The sequence below is a fragment of the Rhodopirellula sp. JB055 genome, assembly GCF_043100905.1.
Lineage (GTDB): Bacteria > Planctomycetota > Planctomycetia > Pirellulales > Pirellulaceae > Rhodopirellula.
Genome location: NZ_JBICHO010000366.1, coordinates 1 through 15,621, shown reverse-complemented (window position 1 = coordinate 15,621; position 15,621 = coordinate 1). Strand labels below are relative to the sequence as shown.

At 55.9% G+C, this 15,621-nt stretch carries 12 protein-coding genes and 2 pseudogenes; 5 read left to right on the top strand and 9 right to left on the bottom strand.

All coding sequences use genetic code 11. From position 1 onward, the window contains the following. Positions 1-143: 143 nt before the first annotated feature. The 3 genes from ACF8AM_RS14705 to ACF8AM_RS14695 all read right to left on the bottom strand — a co-directional run bounded on the left by ACF8AM_RS14705 (position 144) and on the right by ACF8AM_RS14695 (position 4,525). Entirely contained in the window at positions 144-1,247 is a 1,104-nt protein-coding gene (locus ACF8AM_RS14705) for a DUF1573 domain-containing protein (protein WP_392556358.1), read from the bottom strand. 294 nt (positions 1,248-1,541) lie between these two features. After that, on the bottom strand, positions 1,542-2,813 hold the full coding sequence (locus ACF8AM_RS14700; protein WP_392556357.1) for a DUF1559 domain-containing protein: 1,272 nt from the start codon (positions 2,811-2,813) through the stop codon (positions 1,542-1,544). Positions 2,814-3,394: 581 nt separating this feature from the next. After that, positions 3,395-4,525: a DUF1559 domain-containing protein gene (locus tag ACF8AM_RS14695; RefSeq protein ID WP_392556356.1), complete on the bottom strand. Its 1,131-nt coding sequence runs from the start codon at positions 4,523-4,525 to the stop codon at positions 3,395-3,397. A 318-nt stretch (positions 4,526-4,843) separates the two neighbouring features. On the opposite strand from ACF8AM_RS14695, the gene ACF8AM_RS14690 reads away from it, so the two are divergent. Continuing rightward, positions 4,844-5,791, top strand: a complete 948-nt coding sequence (locus ACF8AM_RS14690) for a DUF6263 family protein (RefSeq protein ID WP_392556355.1) — start codon at positions 4,844-4,846, stop codon at positions 5,789-5,791. 24 nt (positions 5,792-5,815) lie between these two features. Here the strand turns inward: ACF8AM_RS14690 and ACF8AM_RS14685 are convergent. The 4 genes and pseudogenes from ACF8AM_RS14685 to ACF8AM_RS14670 all read right to left on the bottom strand — a co-directional run. Continuing rightward, positions 5,816-5,899, bottom strand: a pseudogene (locus ACF8AM_RS14685) (hypothetical protein); the annotation flags it as partial. A gap of 62 nt (positions 5,900-5,961) precedes the next feature. After that, positions 5,962-8,670: pseudogene (locus tag ACF8AM_RS14680) on the bottom strand (ABC transporter permease); the annotation flags it as partial. Continuing rightward, positions 8,654-9,706, bottom strand: a complete 1,053-nt coding sequence (locus tag ACF8AM_RS14675; protein ID WP_392556354.1) for an ABC transporter ATP-binding protein — start codon at positions 9,704-9,706, stop codon at positions 8,654-8,656. The gene ACF8AM_RS14675 and the pseudogene ACF8AM_RS14680, both read right to left, overlap by 17 nt. Then, a complete protein-coding gene (locus tag ACF8AM_RS14670; RefSeq protein WP_392556353.1) occupies positions 9,699-10,154 on the bottom strand; it encodes a GntR family transcriptional regulator in 456 nt (151 codons plus the stop codon). Before ACF8AM_RS14670 ends, ACF8AM_RS14675 begins: the two co-directional genes overlap by 8 nt. Positions 10,155-10,454: 300 nt before the next feature. Here ACF8AM_RS14670 and ACF8AM_RS14665 point away from each other — a divergent pair, with 300 nt between their 5' ends. The 4 genes from ACF8AM_RS14665 (at position 10,455) to ilvE (ending at position 14,670) form a co-directional block, all read left to right on the top strand. Further along, positions 10,455-12,038, top strand: a complete 1,584-nt coding sequence (locus ACF8AM_RS14665) for a lipopolysaccharide biosynthesis protein (RefSeq protein ID WP_392556352.1) — start codon at positions 10,455-10,457, stop codon at positions 12,036-12,038. Positions 12,039-12,370: 332 nt separating this feature from the next. Further along, positions 12,371-12,886 carry a 3-hydroxyacyl-ACP dehydratase FabZ family protein gene (locus ACF8AM_RS14660; protein ID WP_392556351.1) on the top strand — a complete coding sequence of 172 codons (516 nt, stop codon included), beginning with the start codon at positions 12,371-12,373 and terminating at the stop codon, positions 12,884-12,886. A 59-nt stretch (positions 12,887-12,945) separates the two neighbouring features. Then, a complete protein-coding gene (locus ACF8AM_RS14655) occupies positions 12,946-13,716 on the top strand; it encodes an SDR family oxidoreductase (protein WP_392556359.1) in 771 nt (256 codons plus the stop codon). Between the two features lie 96 nt (positions 13,717-13,812). Further along, positions 13,813-14,670 carry a branched-chain-amino-acid transaminase gene (gene ilvE, locus ACF8AM_RS14650; protein WP_392556350.1) on the top strand — a complete coding sequence of 286 codons (858 nt, stop codon included), beginning with the start codon at positions 13,813-13,815 and terminating at the stop codon, positions 14,668-14,670. Positions 14,671-14,780: 110 nt separating this feature from the next. On the opposite strand, the gene ACF8AM_RS14645 is transcribed toward ilvE, so the two are convergent. After that, the gene (locus tag ACF8AM_RS14645; protein WP_392556349.1) at positions 14,781-15,374 is read right to left on the bottom strand and encodes a hypothetical protein; all 594 of its coding nucleotides are present in this window, start codon (positions 15,372-15,374) and stop codon (positions 14,781-14,783) included. A 38-nt stretch (positions 15,375-15,412) separates the two neighbouring features. Then, the coding region (locus tag ACF8AM_RS14640; protein WP_392556348.1) for a hypothetical protein at positions 15,413-15,621 on the bottom strand (209 nt) is incomplete at its 5' end.

The window sequence follows — 15,621 nt, the reverse complement described above, 5'->3', positions numbered from 1 at the left end:
CCGCCCGCATCATCAACTCTTCTTTGCTGGGGCCGCAACCGCCGCAGCACAACAATTGGCATCCCAACACGAGCGACACCACCTTCCCGACGACGGTGCGATGACCAACTGGTCGCAAGACGATTCCACTTCCTGAAGTGTTATCACTCATCGTTCGCCACCACCGCTCCGATCAAAGGGAACCAATTCGAAAAGTCTTCGTTGTTGGGATCGCCGACTTGGACATAACCTTGTTTCTGATCCAAATTGAAGATCGTGGACGGCATCCCCTTTGGAATGCGAATGGTCAGTCGGTAATTGCCTGAACGACTGGTGGGTTCGATGGACACATCGAGCGATTCCGGCCGGACATCCAGAACGCTGAGAGCACGTTCTTCTTCGAAATGCTTGCGAACGATCAGATGAAACTGATGCTCTTGATCGTTCCCAAGTGTTCCCAGCTCAAGTCCATCTCGCGAATGAAGCATCGGCGAGTGGAAGCTGATAGGCGCGTGCACACGGCCTGTCAGCTCGACAGTTTTTTCAATCACCTCTGACTCGCCATCCACCAGCAGATGCAATTTCACTTCGCCCTGAAAACGGCCTGGCTTCAAAGCTCGACACCGGACTTTGACCTGGTTGATCACGGTCGGCTGCTGTTCTGCCAAAGACGGCTGCGACCCGGACGGGACGACACATGATTCCCAATCGAATCCAACCAAATCGGACTCGGCACTGACAACTGCGATCTCGTCATGCTGTTGGCTGTAGATCAACAAAGTTGACTCAACGGTTCCGCCCACATCACCCGAATGAAAAACGCCTTGAGCAGGCACAAACAGCTTTGCCTTGACCACTCCGGTGACCGTTAGATCGATCACTTCCCGGGTCGGATCGTTGGTTATGACCCGCGCGGCTTGTTCATATTGTTCGGATTTCTGACCTGTGTTCCACGTCAGCGTGACACTCGTTTTTTCGCCCGGTGCCAGTGTTCCCTTCTGTGCACTTCCAACAGTGCATTTGCAGGTTGTCTCTGCAACGTCAATCGTCAGTGGCCCAGCCCCATGATTCCAGATTTCGAATGCATGCGACGCGGTTGTGTGTGGATCCACCAGCCCGAAGTCGTACCGAGTGGATGGCAAAACCGCTTGCGGCAATCCCATCGACTGGGCCTCTTTTCGCAGGGCCTCTTCGCGTTTGATCAACGAAACCTTCTTCTCGTAATCAGCGCGTTCGGTCTTGGAGACGCCATACGGAGCGTACGTCACGATGGTCGCTAATCCCGTCGAAAGGCCACCCAGAATAGAAACCAGCAGGATCCCCACAAGCAAAAATTTCCCTGTGATGCTCATCGCAAACCATTCTTCGAATCAAAAGAGTACTAACGAAACCGGGAGCCAATTCCTGTCACCTGCGCCCCCGAACTTCCAGAATTCGCGTTCATTCGCGGGGAAATCTTGCGTCAAACGGCCACGGCATCCATTAAAAGATGCCGCGGCTTGAATGGATGGAACTCCTCATGGTTCCAACTTAAGAATCGGATTGTTCAAACCCGAAATGGATCACTCAAAGTTGCCTTTGAAGTAGCCATCGTTGATGAAGATACCGGCGAAGAACTTGTCGCGAGGCATTTCCAACTTGTCGTCGGCGTAGCCAACACCAGAGATCTCAGCTTCGGTCAAACCGGTGACGGGGAAACCAGGATTCAAGAATCCGTCCGCGTTGCTGTCGGCGAAGACTTCAACGTGACCGTCGCCCATCAGAATGTTGCAGCTACCAGCGTGAACGGCGTACCAGTCGCGGGTGTCTTGCAAGTAAACACCGTTGCCGCCTGGGCCGGTTGGGGCAGCACAACCGGCAGTGGTGGGTTCGCCACGCTCACAACCGATTTGCGCGAGCAGGGTTTCGTTGCTGCCAATCAAGTCCAAGTTTCCTGCGGTCGGATTCCAGTAAGCAGGTCCGTCATTGAACGCTTCAGTCAACAACGAGCCACTGGCGATGTACTCGACAGCTTCGGTTTGATTCAGTGCAGTTCCCCAAACGCCGGTCCCATCGTAACCAAGAGTCGCGGCCAAAATCGCTTCGTCGACGTCACCAGGTGCGGCACAACCGATGAAGCCAACGTTGCTGCTGCTGATACGGCTTCGCTCCAAGTCGGCGACGCTCATTGGACCAGTCGATCCGCCCAAACCCTTGAATCCACCGCCGGACCAAGTGGTCAATTCGCCGGTGGCTGGATCAGCTTCGGTTTTGACCATTCCACGGACCAAGTGCCAAGAAGCGGCGTAGTTCGTGTTGTAACCGTTGGTCAAAAAGTAGCGAGCAATCAACTCGGCACGGACAGCGGTTTCTGGTGCCGTTCCGCCAAAGGTGGTGGAACTTCCATCGCCCGAAACGCCCTGCCAGTCTGCTTTGCCACACTGGCCAGCACTCAGGCGTGCCAGTGGTGCGGCATCCTTGGCGTCCGTGGTGTCTTTCCCGTACAAGTCATTCAGTTTTTCCGAGCCCTTCAAAGGGTTCGAAGGGTCCAACGACTCGTTCATGTTGCCGTCGCCGACATTGACGAGGTCAGCAACCCAACCGTATTCGTCCATGCAACCATCGCGACGAAAATCCGACGCTCCGCTGCAGAAAGAACCGGATGGTGCACGGTTGCTGTACTTGAACAGACCGATGCCGATGTTCTTTAAATTGGCTTGGCACTGGGCTGCACGGGCAGCTTCGCGAGCCTTGGTGATGGCTGGCAACAACAAGGCTGCCAACAGAGCGATGATCGCGATCACGACCAACAATTCAATCAGAGTGAAACCTGACTTTCGAAATGGTGACTTCATTATCTTTCCTGAGAATTCAGTGGTCGAAAGCCGATCGGCTTCGACCTTGTGTTAAAATGGGGTGTGGCGAGTTTGGTGGCGTTTGATCGTCAAATGCCGACGTTTGTTCCAGCAAACCTGGGCTGATCAAGCGTCACCGACTCCTTCTTTCTTCGGAACGAAACCTGGTGGAGAGACTCTCTTCCAAGATTCAATTCCATCGCGTGATTGCGATCACGCCAATCATCTTCTTTCAGTCGCCATGGCATGTGCCACTGGCTAGGGTGAACCTCCTTTCGTTCGATCCAATTCGGTTGCCTTTCGACCACTTCAACCAACTCGGTGGCCAACAACACATTCACATGGGTGGTGTTCTACAACACTCTTCTCACGTCAACAGGCTTCACTAGTTGCACTCACAAACCTTTCACATTCGCTACTCACAAACTTCGCAATTGAGTCAATCAACCCTGTCAGTCCCTGAACATTTCAACAGCAAACAAACACATGATTTTCACTGTGATCGCGAACAGTCTGTTGATGACATCTGTTTCGACGATATAGCGACTTGCCGATGAGACCTGAGAAGCATCCTAGACTGCTTAGAGTTCTTCGCCTTTGCTGTGAAGCGAGTAATAGCTTGCGAGTTCGAGGTCACCCGCTTCAATCTCAGCATCCGCCCAGAAGTTGCTATCCTTCGGAAACCCGTTGTTGATGAAGCCGTCTCCATTTGAGTCATAGAGGCCTCGAACACTTCCGTCCGCCATCAAAACATGGCAAACGCCACTGTGATGGCTCGACATCCCGCGGTAATCCTGACGCGTGTCATAGTTCCAGATCCGCAACCAACCAGAAACGCCTTCTCGTGGTGTGCTCGCAGCAATCACGGGCTCTTCGAGATAATTGGGATCATCCTCCTTACACAAGATTGGCTCACCAATGATGGAAGTCACATACGGCGTTCCAGACGCCAATTCGCCAACGTCGCTGGAAAGCTGGCCGATGGGAGAAGCGTCACAAAGAAGCGGAACCGTGCTGCTAGGTGCCTTGGCAGTATCTAACAAGCGAGTGGTCAATGGACCTCGAGTGACATTGAGTGACCGAAGATCATTGGCGGAGCAAGAAGAATCCTTGGGCTTGGGTCGACCATTCTGGTCCAAGATCACGTCGCTACGGACCAGGAACCACGATGCGGCGTAGTTGGTGTTGTAGCCGTCTTCCAGCATCTTTCGTTCGATGTGCTCGGCGCGATCCGCAGGCGAGGCCTCGATCAAACGGGCGACGTTTCGGATAACCGTGCCCATTTCATTGGTGTACTCCTCGCTTCCGAGTTGATTGACGCAATCATTGCTTGCCCAATCTGATTCGTTGTCTGAGAGCAGGTGCTCGATGGCGCTGCTGGTCTGAGCCGAAGTGCTGGTGCACCGCATTTCACCGACCAAAAAACCGCGTCCGACCAGATCCGCCACCCAACCAACTTCGCTGGGCACACCATCACGACGAAAGTCGAACGCACCTGAACAAAACTCACCGTTGGGTGCGCTCACGGTACGTCCGGTCAGCCCAACCCCGAATTGCTTGAGGTTGTTTTGACACTGGGCCGCCCGTGCGACTTCACGTGCTTTTGAAACAGCAGGAAGTAACAACGCGGCCAACACACCAATGATCGATATCGCAACCAACATCTCGATCAATGTGAATGCAGCGCGGCTCCGCGAATCAATCGAGTGCATTCGCAGGGTTGAATTTCGGTTGGGGCAGTTGATGAACATGGCAATGGGGACCGTGCATGGGGATGAGACAAGAACCCAAAGAGGGATCCTTGCGCTGGCCCCCTTGTCGCATGGCCTGGAGTCTCATCAAGGTTAAATCTGACACACCGAAGAACCTTCACAAAAAGCACCAGCTCATCTTCATCGCAATTTCACTCGCACCGAAACTTGTCGCCGTCGGCTGCGAAGGATTCCACTGGCGACGAACTCCAGCATTTGGTATCGGCGAACACTGTTGATCCCTTTTCACGGAATACTCTCTGACTGGAGCCCACCGCGATGTTGCTGCGAATTCCTCCCACGTCCCGTCGTCTCGCTTTGATTGGACTGGCCTGCCTGGGAACACAGAGCGTTTTGGTCCCTTATTCCATTGGAAATGCAACCGAACAATCGGTTATCGAGGCATCCGAAGATGCATCCGGCGAAACCTACACTCTGAAACACTCCCTTCAACCTGGGCAAACGCTGCGTTACCAAGTCACGCACATCGCAAAAACGAAGACTCGGATCAACGGTTCCGAAGAAATCGCGAATGTTCATACGACCAGCACTCGAGCTTGGAAGGTCGCCGAAGCGAGTGACGCCGAAATGACCTTCGATCACTCGATCGTGTCCGTTGCCATGACGCAACAAAATGGCGACGCCGAAGAAGTCCGCTGGGACAGCACCGGTGGCGAAGAACCACCCAAAATTTTCAGCGTGGTCGCCTCGCAGATCGGAACTCCACTGGCCACGGTCACGATCAACCAACAAGGCCAAGAGGTTCGCCGCGAAGATCATGCGGGTTCCAAATCGACTTTGGGGATGGGCACGCTCGCGCTGGCACTGCCCGACAAGCCGATCAAAATCGGTGAGTCATGGGCCGTCCCGTCCGAAATCCAAGCCCGCACCGAAGATGGGTTTGTCAAGAAGATTAAGATCCGTCAACTCTACACACTCAAAAAAGTCAAAGCCGGTGTCGCAACACTGAGCGTGAAAAGCGAAACGTTGACTCCGATCGAAGAAGAATCCTTGCGGGCACAAGTCATCCAGCAACTCAGCAACGGAACGCTACGTTTCGATGTTGACAACGGCTTCTTGCTCAGCAAAGAACTGAATTGGGACGAATCCGTCGTCGGTTTCCAAGGGCCTGGCAGCATGATGGAATACCGAGCCAAAATGTCCGAGGAACTGCTGCCCGAAGACAGCCCCACGTCGGTCGCGTCGAAGAAGAAGAGCCAACGCTGAGTGTCGCCGCCATTCTCGGCAAACTCATCTCCCCCGTAGGCCAGGTCCTACCTGGCGGGGTGATTGGACGGTACTCGTTCGAACTCGAGAACCAAATTGTGACTCACCTCGCTTTGTGACAAAGCATCGGCGCGAGTGCCAGGTGAAACCTGGCCTACGTTGCTTCGCTGCGGCCCTCGCAAGCGATCTGCCATCTCACGCAGCTCGTCGATCATCAGGTCTTGCTCTCGATAGAAAACAGGAGCTCGAGGCGGTGATGCGACTTCTTGGTGACCGAGCGAGTTTTCGCCGTTGCGACGGTCCTTCAACAGCTCACCCCAAAGCAGCCGTTGCTTAGTCAGCTCGGGATCGTCCCACTTGGGCAAGCCATCTTCCAGCTGATTCAGGGTGTTGCGAACCGCGACATCCAGTTTCCGTTCAAACCGCGTTTGCTCGATCCCCAAACGATACAGCGGGTCGGACAACCGAGCTTCCAGGAACGACTTCTCGTTTCCCAGCTCATCGTCGAACCAGCCGCTCCAGTCTCCCGTCTGAAAACGTTGCCATTCGGCGATCAGACATCGTTGGCGACTCTCACGACGCAGGTCCTCGCTGGCCAGTTGATCGACCACTCGCACAAACACCTCACGATCCATTCGATCCTCTTCACCCTGCGGGAGAGGCCGATCACTGAACAAGTTTTGATCGTAGGCAATCTGCCTCAAGCCAGCGATCACGATCCACTCATTGGTTTCAGCGTTCTCAAGCAATTCCCCCAACGCACCAAACTTCGGTGCTTGCTCCCGAGATAGTGTTGACCACTTCGCAGCAACCTCAAGAGCTTTGCGGCGAAGCGGTCGCCAATCGAAAGGATGGTACTGACCTGCATAGAAATAGCTTCCATCACTACGAAATGTACGGGTGCCCGACTTCATTGAAATAGGTGTGCTCACGCACCAACTGTACAACTCTGATTGCGAGACCGACTCGCCCATCATCTTCACAGGCCCCAACTCCTTCTCCAGTGCGAGCGCCCGGTCGCGAAATCGTTCCGGTTGGTTGCCGTATATGGCTTCGACCCTCGCCGAACCGGTCCAATTGATGCTCGGATCCAAACGGATAGTGAATTGCATCTTGCCTGCGTCTGCGGTGCCCACATTTGGAAATTCCGTTTGCAGCATGATCTTCTTCATGCCTTCGTCGAACCGATCGAGGGAATACACATCCGCATTCAAATCGATGCTCCGAGTCCCTGGCAACACTCCGATCGTGGACTCGATGACTTCAGGCGTAACCGGCTCCTGAACGATTGCCAGCATCTCTTTTCGCCACGCAGGCATTTCTGGCGGCGTCGTCCACCAGCGATGAGTGAACAGACACAGGCAAATCACCCCCAAAGCCAGCATGCAATACGCCAGCCCTCGTCCCCACACGGCAGCGGAGGACACACCTTCCATTACAAAAGGCGTCAAACGCTGAGTTGCGAACAGCAACACCCCGGCCGCCAGCCACAGCAACCCGGTGTAACCTCCGTAGAACGCGAGCAGCCCAAACGCGGGCAGCATCCACAGCAGAGCCACCACGGGTGCACCGAAGAACGCCAGTGACGGTCGGCGGCCCCATTGGCCTGTCAATACACCGATCAAGAACAACAGGGTCTGGACGACCACGCTGAACCCAAAGGCCTGCCACAAGGTTCCAGTTCCGTAGTGCATCCCGAGATACAAATCGAGGCCAGAAACAAACGGAAACACCAGTATCAGACACAATGATGCCAAGGCGGTGGGTATCAACCGAGTCAACCAAATCAGGTTGGGTGGCCACCCACGGTCGGCGAAGAACCCTTGCCGCATCCCCCGACGATCGCCGTGAAAAACCGCGACTCCTAGCATCAGATGAGCGGCCGGCCATCCGAGGACAAGCAACAGATCATGAAAACCATGATTTCCATCCGTCCAAATCGATAATAGCGCGAACAGGGCAAACGAGAACGCGACACCAATGACCAGACGAGTCTGCCGAACCTGTTGCCAAAGCAACGCACGAAACGGACGCGGTTTGGCATGCCAAGCCACTTGCACCACGCTTGGTTGCCAAGCCGAAGTCGAGACCACCGCTGGAGCCTGCCAACGGTGATCACTCGCACCGGCCAGGCGATGGCGAGCCAAACCGGCGATCACGGCCCCCAGTGCAACGAGACAAACCACAGCAAAACACAAAATGGCAACACGCTGACCAGCGGTCGCCTCCAAGAACGTGGCTCCATGATGGAAATGTGTGCTCACCAATCCGGCGATCGAGTAGTTCCACAACAAGGTCAGACCCACGATCAACGGGATCACCAACATCACCGAACCGACCGGATTGCGAACGATCAACGCTGCGATCCAGCCACAGATCAGCAAGCCCACTCCGTAAACCATCAGCTCAAAGATCGATTCCGAACCGGAGATCCGTCCGATCTCGCCCCAGTCCCACTCTCCCCGCAACACCACCCAAGAAACTACAAAACAGACAGTGGCAACCAAGACCGCCAGCACCCAGGCGGCGAACCCGACCAACAACTTGGACAACAACACTTGCCACCATGTCACCGGCAACGTCCGCAACCAATCCAGGGTTCGCTCTTCGTTCTCCGTGCCCAGCGAGATCGGCGGAATCCCGAGTGCCACCAAGTTGGGTAACAGCACCCATAACACGGAAAGTGTCGTCAGGCTCGGATCCGAGACCGGATCGATCGCGGCACGAAGGACCGCCAGGAAGAACAACGCTGCCGTGCCGATGACACCCGCCAACAACAGCGGTTGCAGCATCCGAAAATCTTTCCAAACCAAATGCTGATACGCTGATCGTGGACGCGAAACGGCCGGGTAAGCCAAAGCATCAAGCGAAGTGGCCATCATTCACCTCCTGACGACGATCGAATGACGATGGCTCATCCCGAAGCGACTGACCGCATACTGCAATGAAGACCTCTTCGAGCGTTGGCACGCTGACATGGAATTGGCGCACACCGTCATCAGGTCCCCAGTGCAGTTCCCCGGCGTCGTTCCAATCCGTGATCACCCAGCGTCTTTGACGACCGTTGTTGGTTTCGCTCAGCACACGCCCCGGCAACTCCGGTGACTCGACGTGAGCGTCGTCCATCGTCGCTGTCACGATTCGAGTATGCAATTTCAAGTCGTTCATCGACTGAACCAATCTGACTTGGCCGCCATGAATCATCGCCACCATGTCTGCGACTCGCTCGACTTCATTGATATGATGACTTGACAGCAAAACTGTTCGCCCCGCAGCGGCACGGTCGACCATCGATTCCAAGAACTGACGACGGACCATCGGATCCAAACCGCTGGTCGGTTCATCCAAGATCAACAGTTCCGGATCATGAGCCGTCGCGAGAGCCAGCGCGACTTTGGCTCGTTGGCCTTTGCTCATCGATTTGATCTTCGTCGCCGGAGGCACCTGAAACTCTTCGATCAAGTCTCGATACCTGGGGATAAAACCATCCTCGTAAAATGCACTGACGAACCACCCAATCTCCGGCGGAGTCATCCACTCATACAGCGCCGGCGAGTCCGACACGTAGCCGATCTTTCGCCTGATCTCCTCGGAGTGCTGGCCGCAGTCATGTCCCAGGATCGATGCCGTTCCCGAATCCGGCTTTTGAAAGCCGGTCAAGATTCGAATCAACGTTGTCTTGCCCGCACCGTTCTCACCTAACAAAGCGAACACCGTCCCCGCCGGAACACGCAAACTGACGTTGTCCAAAGCGACCGTGTTTCGAAACCGCTTGCTGACTCGGTCGACTTGAATGATGCCCCCTGGTTCAACGCTTGGTTGTCCCCGGTGCGAATCATACGCAGGGCGATCCGAAACGATGTCAGCGGCTTCCCGTGTCATCGGCTCACGCCCGATGGAATCCAGTTCATTCATGGCTCGGCTCGTCGTTGGAGGAAGAAACAGATTCAAGGTTGGGTTCGTCCGAGTTGGACTTCGCCGGGGCTGCACTCAATCGTGAAAGCTCGGCTTCAAAGAGCGACCGCAATTGATCGGGCGACATCCCGCCAGCAATCGCATCGGCCAATGCACGGCGAACACCGTCCCCGACCAAGTCATCGCGGGCCGACGTGCAGGCTTCCATCGCATCGCGGCGGACCACCATCCCGCGACCACGCAGCGGCTTGAGAATCTCTTGGGTTTGCAGTTCGCGATAAGCCCGCGCGATCGTGTTGGGATTGAGCGCGATGTCGCGGGAAAGCTGACGAACACTGGGAAGCATTTGACCTCCCACCAGCGTGCCGTCGGCAACAGCCAGCTTGACCTGACGAACGATCTGCTCGTAGATCGGCACGTCGCTGGCCGCATCAATGGAAAAGAACATGAGCATCTCCGAAGGAGGAGTCCGAGGTAGCAGAGGCCACCCCGAACCTGTGTGCTATCACGATAGCACACACAGAGATCGAGTCAACGTTTCACAGTAAAAAAATCGCCACGACCGTTTCAATCGGAATCGTGGCCCACGAGATTCGACGATCTTGCTGGTTCGCCAACGAAGTGAACATGGTGCCACCCATCAGCGAGCCACGCTTTCGAAACCACACCTTTCAAGACAGCGTCCACGCGAATCTGCTCCGCTCGCGTCATCTGCATTCGTCCAACTGATTACCGAAGCTCATTGCCGATGTCGACCGCCGACTCAGCCACTCAACCCACCACCACCCGCGCGGCCTTTCGAGTCGACTCGCTGGCGATCGGCATGATCGTGATGCTGGCGATGACAGTCCTCGGCCGAGGTATTGGCTTCATTCGCGGGATGGCGTTCTGCCGATTGATGGACGATACCGATGTCGGGCGTTGGTCGATGGCGTTCGGATTCATCACGTTGATCACCCCGGTGATGTTGCTGGGGATCCCCGGCGTGTTGCCACGATTCACAGAACACTTTCGTCTCAAACGTTCGCTGACACCGTTCGTGCGTCGAGTCGCGATTGGAACCCTGACCTGCACCACGGTCTTCGTCACAACCATGTTGTGGGTGCCCGACTGGTTTGGCTGGATCGTTTTCTTGCAACCGCAAGACAATCGGCTGATCTACGGAGTCGCTGGAGCCGTGGTTGGCATGATCGCTTACAACTTTGTCAGCGACCTCAACGGGTCGTTGCGACAAGTCCGGATGGTCTCATGCATGCAGTTCATGCAGGGCGTCGGCTTCACGCTGCTGAGCGTCGCCTGGCTGGCCGTCGACGGGTCGTTCACCGGCGTCGTGTGGATGTTCGCTGCATCGTGCCTGATCGCCGCGATTCCTGGTCTCTGGTCACTCATTCGTTCGTGGGAATCCGCACAACAAATCTCGGACGCTGACAACGCAACCACCAATCTCCCTCAAGACACCGAAGTCCCATCACCTGACAATGACCTTCCCTTTGGTTTGTGGGACATGATTCGCCGACTCGCGCCGTACGCAACAGCGCTCTGGCTGATGAATCTGATCGGCAATCTGTTTGAGCTGTCGGATCGCTACATGATCCTCCACTTCATCCCGGCGACCGAAGCGATGCCGGCGGAGATCGCAGGACAAGCCGCAGTGGGACAGTATCACTCGGGGCGGATCATCCCCATGCTGTTGCTCAGCCTGGGAACGATGATCGGCGGTGTGATGCTGCCGTATTTGTCAGCGGACTGGGAAGCCAAACGCTTTGAAGCAGTGCAGACACGACTACGAGACGCGTTGCTGGCAGTTTCGATCGTGTTCACCAGCGGCAGTGCGGTGGCGATTTTGCTGGGGCCTTGGATTTTCAACGTTCTCCTGCAAGGCCGCTACACCGACGGCATGACACTGATGCCGATGGCGTTGTGCTTCTGCACGTGGGCGGCCCTCGTGACCGTCGGCCAAAACTACCTTTGGACGGTCGAAAAAGGAAAGTGGATCCCGATCGCGATGGCCGCGGGATTGATAAGTAACCTAGCTCTGAACGCATGGTTGCTGCCGATTCTGGGATTGCAGGGAGCAGTGATCGCAACGATGTGTTCCCACGGGGTCGTGATGACTGGCGTGTGGCTGGCCATGATCGGCTGCGGCTACCAGTTGGACGTGACTCTTGTGGTCCTGTCGCTGCTTCCGGTCAGTCTGCTGCTTTCACCGTTTGTCGCATTGCTGCTGGCGATCGCAATCGGGCTGATGGCTTGGAACGACGACGCGACGCGTCAACGCTGGCTGGAAAGCTTGCCTGACAAGGTTCGCTCGAAGCTGATGCCGCTGGGCTGAGGCAAGTGTCTCCGTACGATGGGCTTCCAAGCCCGTCGAAATGGAAACCCGAAGCGTGAGCGAGGGATCGCGCGCCATTGCAACGAGCCTGTGGGTCCCTCGCTCACGCGTCGGGTTGTGAAATCGAAAGCCGGTCAGCGAGGCTCCCCCACCTCCACGACGGTCCCATCCGGTGCGATGCACGCGAACCTTTTGCGTCACAATCCCCACTTACATCCCGGTCGGCACGATTCACGATTGGCTCGGTATTGCCGATCATCGCACGCTATGGGGACGTTCCTCCACGAACGCGAACAAACCCTCTTCCGCCGGCCTTGACGATCGCCCCAAAAATGGCGTTTGATACGGGGATGAACGCACCAAACGATTCCACCGACGCTCGGCATCTTGGCCCCGAAGAAATCGAGGCCAAAATCCCCCACCGCTCGCCCATGCTGTTGCTGGACGAGGTGGTGGAAATCACTGAAAACACGCTTCACGCCCGCAAAACGTTCTCGGCCGACGAGTTCTTTGTGCAGGGGCATTTCCCTGATTACCCGATCGTTCCCGGTGTGATTCAGTGCGAATGCTGCCTCCAAGCCGGTGCGATCCTGCTGTCCGAACACACACCGGCCGTCGGTGATTTCGTGCCCGTGGCGACACGCATGGACAGCGTGAAGTTCAAAAACATGGTGCGTCCCGGCGACACCGTCGATATTCACGTGACGCTCAAAGAGCAACTTTCCAACGCGTTTTTCCTGAGCGGCAAAATGCTGCTCAACGGAAAAGTCACCACGCGTCTGGAGTTCGCTTGCAGCGTCACCGAGACTCAGCCCAGCCCAGCCCCTGACGCGGATGCAAAATCGTGAACACCGAAAACAGCACCGCGTTCAACTTCCTGGGGATGACCGGCAAGACATTCCTGGTGATGGGAGTCGCCAACAAAAAAAGCGTCGCGTTTGCGATTGCCAAGCAAATCGAACAGGCCGGCGGAGAAGTGATCTACGCCGTTCGCAGTGAAGCTCGCCGCGACAGCCTGGCGAAACTGCTGGCCGGTCGCCGCCTGATCGTTTGCGATGTCGAGCAACAATCCGAGATCGATGCGATGGCCGCCGAACTCGAACGAGACAATGTGACGCTCGCCGGATTGGTGCACGCAATTGCCTTTGCGGACTACAGCGATGGCATTCGCCCGTTCCATGAAACGACGCGGCGCCAATTCCTGCAAGCAATCGACATCTCCGCCTTTTCTTTGGTCGCGGTCTGCAACGCCGTCAAAGACCGATTGGCCAGTGATGCCAGCGTGGTCACGATCGGAATCAGCACCACGCGAATGGCCAGCGAAAGCTACGGCTTCATGGCGCCGATCAAAGCCGCCCTCGAATCATCGCTTGCCTTCCTGACCAAATCGTTTAGCCGGTTCAGCCAAGTCCGCTTCAATGCGGTCGCGGCAGGCTTGCTGAAAACGAGTGCCTCGGCGGGCATCCCTGGCTATGTTGACTCGTACCTGTATGCGGAAAAAGTCATTCCTCGCGGGGAAGCGGTGACGACGAACGAAGTCGCCTCCACCGCTGCGTTTCTGCTGTCACCACGCAGCAGCGGAATCACCGCTCAATCGATCGTGGTCGATGCGGGCATGTCCATCAACTATTTTGATGCGGAAGTGGTCGGCGCGGTCACGAATGGATCCGTCGATTGAGAAACCACTGCCTGACAGATCATCCCTGATACGTCTCATCCCTGATTCGTCGCCGTCCAACATCCATCGCACCTTTCAATTTCTGAGTTTCCGGGCATGACCCAAGCCATCTACATCAACGGTGAATACTTCTCTCGCGAAGACGCCAAGATCAGCGTCTACGATCACGGACTGCTGTACGGCGACGGCGTATTCGAAGGCATGCGAATCTACTCGGGCAAAGTCTTCGCACTCGAAGATCACATGACTCGGCTGTACGAGAGCGCTCGTGCGATCATGCTGGACATTCCCATCGAGATCGGTGCGTTGACCACAGCAGTGAACGAGACCGTTGCGAAGAACAACCTGACCGAAGGCTACATCCGCTTGGTCGTCACGCGCGGGGGCAACCAGTTGGGGCTCAACCCGTTTTCCTGCGAAGACCCACAAGTGATCATCATCGCGGACACGATCTCGCTGTACCCCGAAAAGTTCTACACCGAGGGTTTGGATCTGATCACAGCCTCCACGATCCGCAATCACCCGGCCGCGCTCAGCCCCCGCGTGAAGTCGCTGAACTACCTCAACAACATCATGGCGAAAATCGAAGCCATCCGGGCTGGATGCATCGAAGCGGTGATGTTGAACACCAAAGGCGAAGTCGCCGAGTGCACCGGCGACAACATTTTCATCGTTCGCGGCGGGCGGTTGATCACACCGCCGATTGATGCGGGAATCCTGGAAGGCATCACCCGTAACACGGTGATCGACTTGGCTCGCGAAAACGGGATCGAAGTGGCTGAAGAAGCGATGACCCGTCACGACATCTTTGTCGCCGATGAATGCTTCCTGACCGGCAGCGCCGCCGAAGTCATTCCCGCGGTCAAACTCGATGGCCGAGTCATCGGCGACGGCAAACCCGGTCCGATGACCCAAAAGCTGAACGCAGCCTTCCGCGAATTTGTGGCTCGCTAGAAGTTCGCCAAGACCGTAGCGGAAGTCGCCAAGACTTTCGGCCGGAGCCCAATCGCCGAAACTCTTGGCGACTTCCGCTACGACATCGCCGAAACTCTTGGCGAGTTCCGCTACGTTTTCGGTGCGTACTTTGGGTCATTGCGGCGAAAACACTCGGTACGCTTTAAGAACGAGAGAGTTCGCCAAAGGATCTCCCAACTATCCAGCTCAAACAATCGGACGTTGGGATAACCAGGAATCAGGCATCCGGTATAGATATAACCTGCAAACCCATCGACCGGCGCAAGCCCTTTCCGTTCGGGGTTGCGAGCGATGTACTCCGCGACGTCTTCGATTGCCGAACACTCGCACTCTGATTCACGCAGCACATGATCGTAAGGCTGCCGCTGAAACTGGAAACCAATTCGCTTCAAGCAGGAGTTCAAATCGTTTCGAACCGTCTTCATCGCGAGACGTTGGTCAGCACTTTCACTCAAACCGCACCACAACAGATGGGCATGGTCTGGCATCAAACAGAAAATGGGGCACGCGAATTGGTAACGAAACATTGCATGGGCGAGGACTTCACGGAACTTATACAAGAAACGTGGTTCCAACCAACCTGTTCGACGACCTTCGATCGTCATCGTCCAGTGGACCCAAGCAAGCCCGCGATAAGACTCAGGATCAAGACGTTTCAGTCGCTGTTTGTGTTGCCTGTCCATCCCAAAATTCTATCACCCCCAACCGTAGGGAACATCGTTCACCCACAGAGAAAGTAGCGGAAGTCGCCAAGACTTTCGGCCCCCCCCAACGTCCCAACGTCCCAACGTCCAACGTCCAACGTCCAACGTCCAATCGTCCAATCTTCCAATCGTCCAAACGTCCAATCGACCAATCGACCAATCGTCCAATCGACCAATCGAACAAACGAAGAAACTCTAGGCGAGGTACGCAACGGTGGAGAGATCG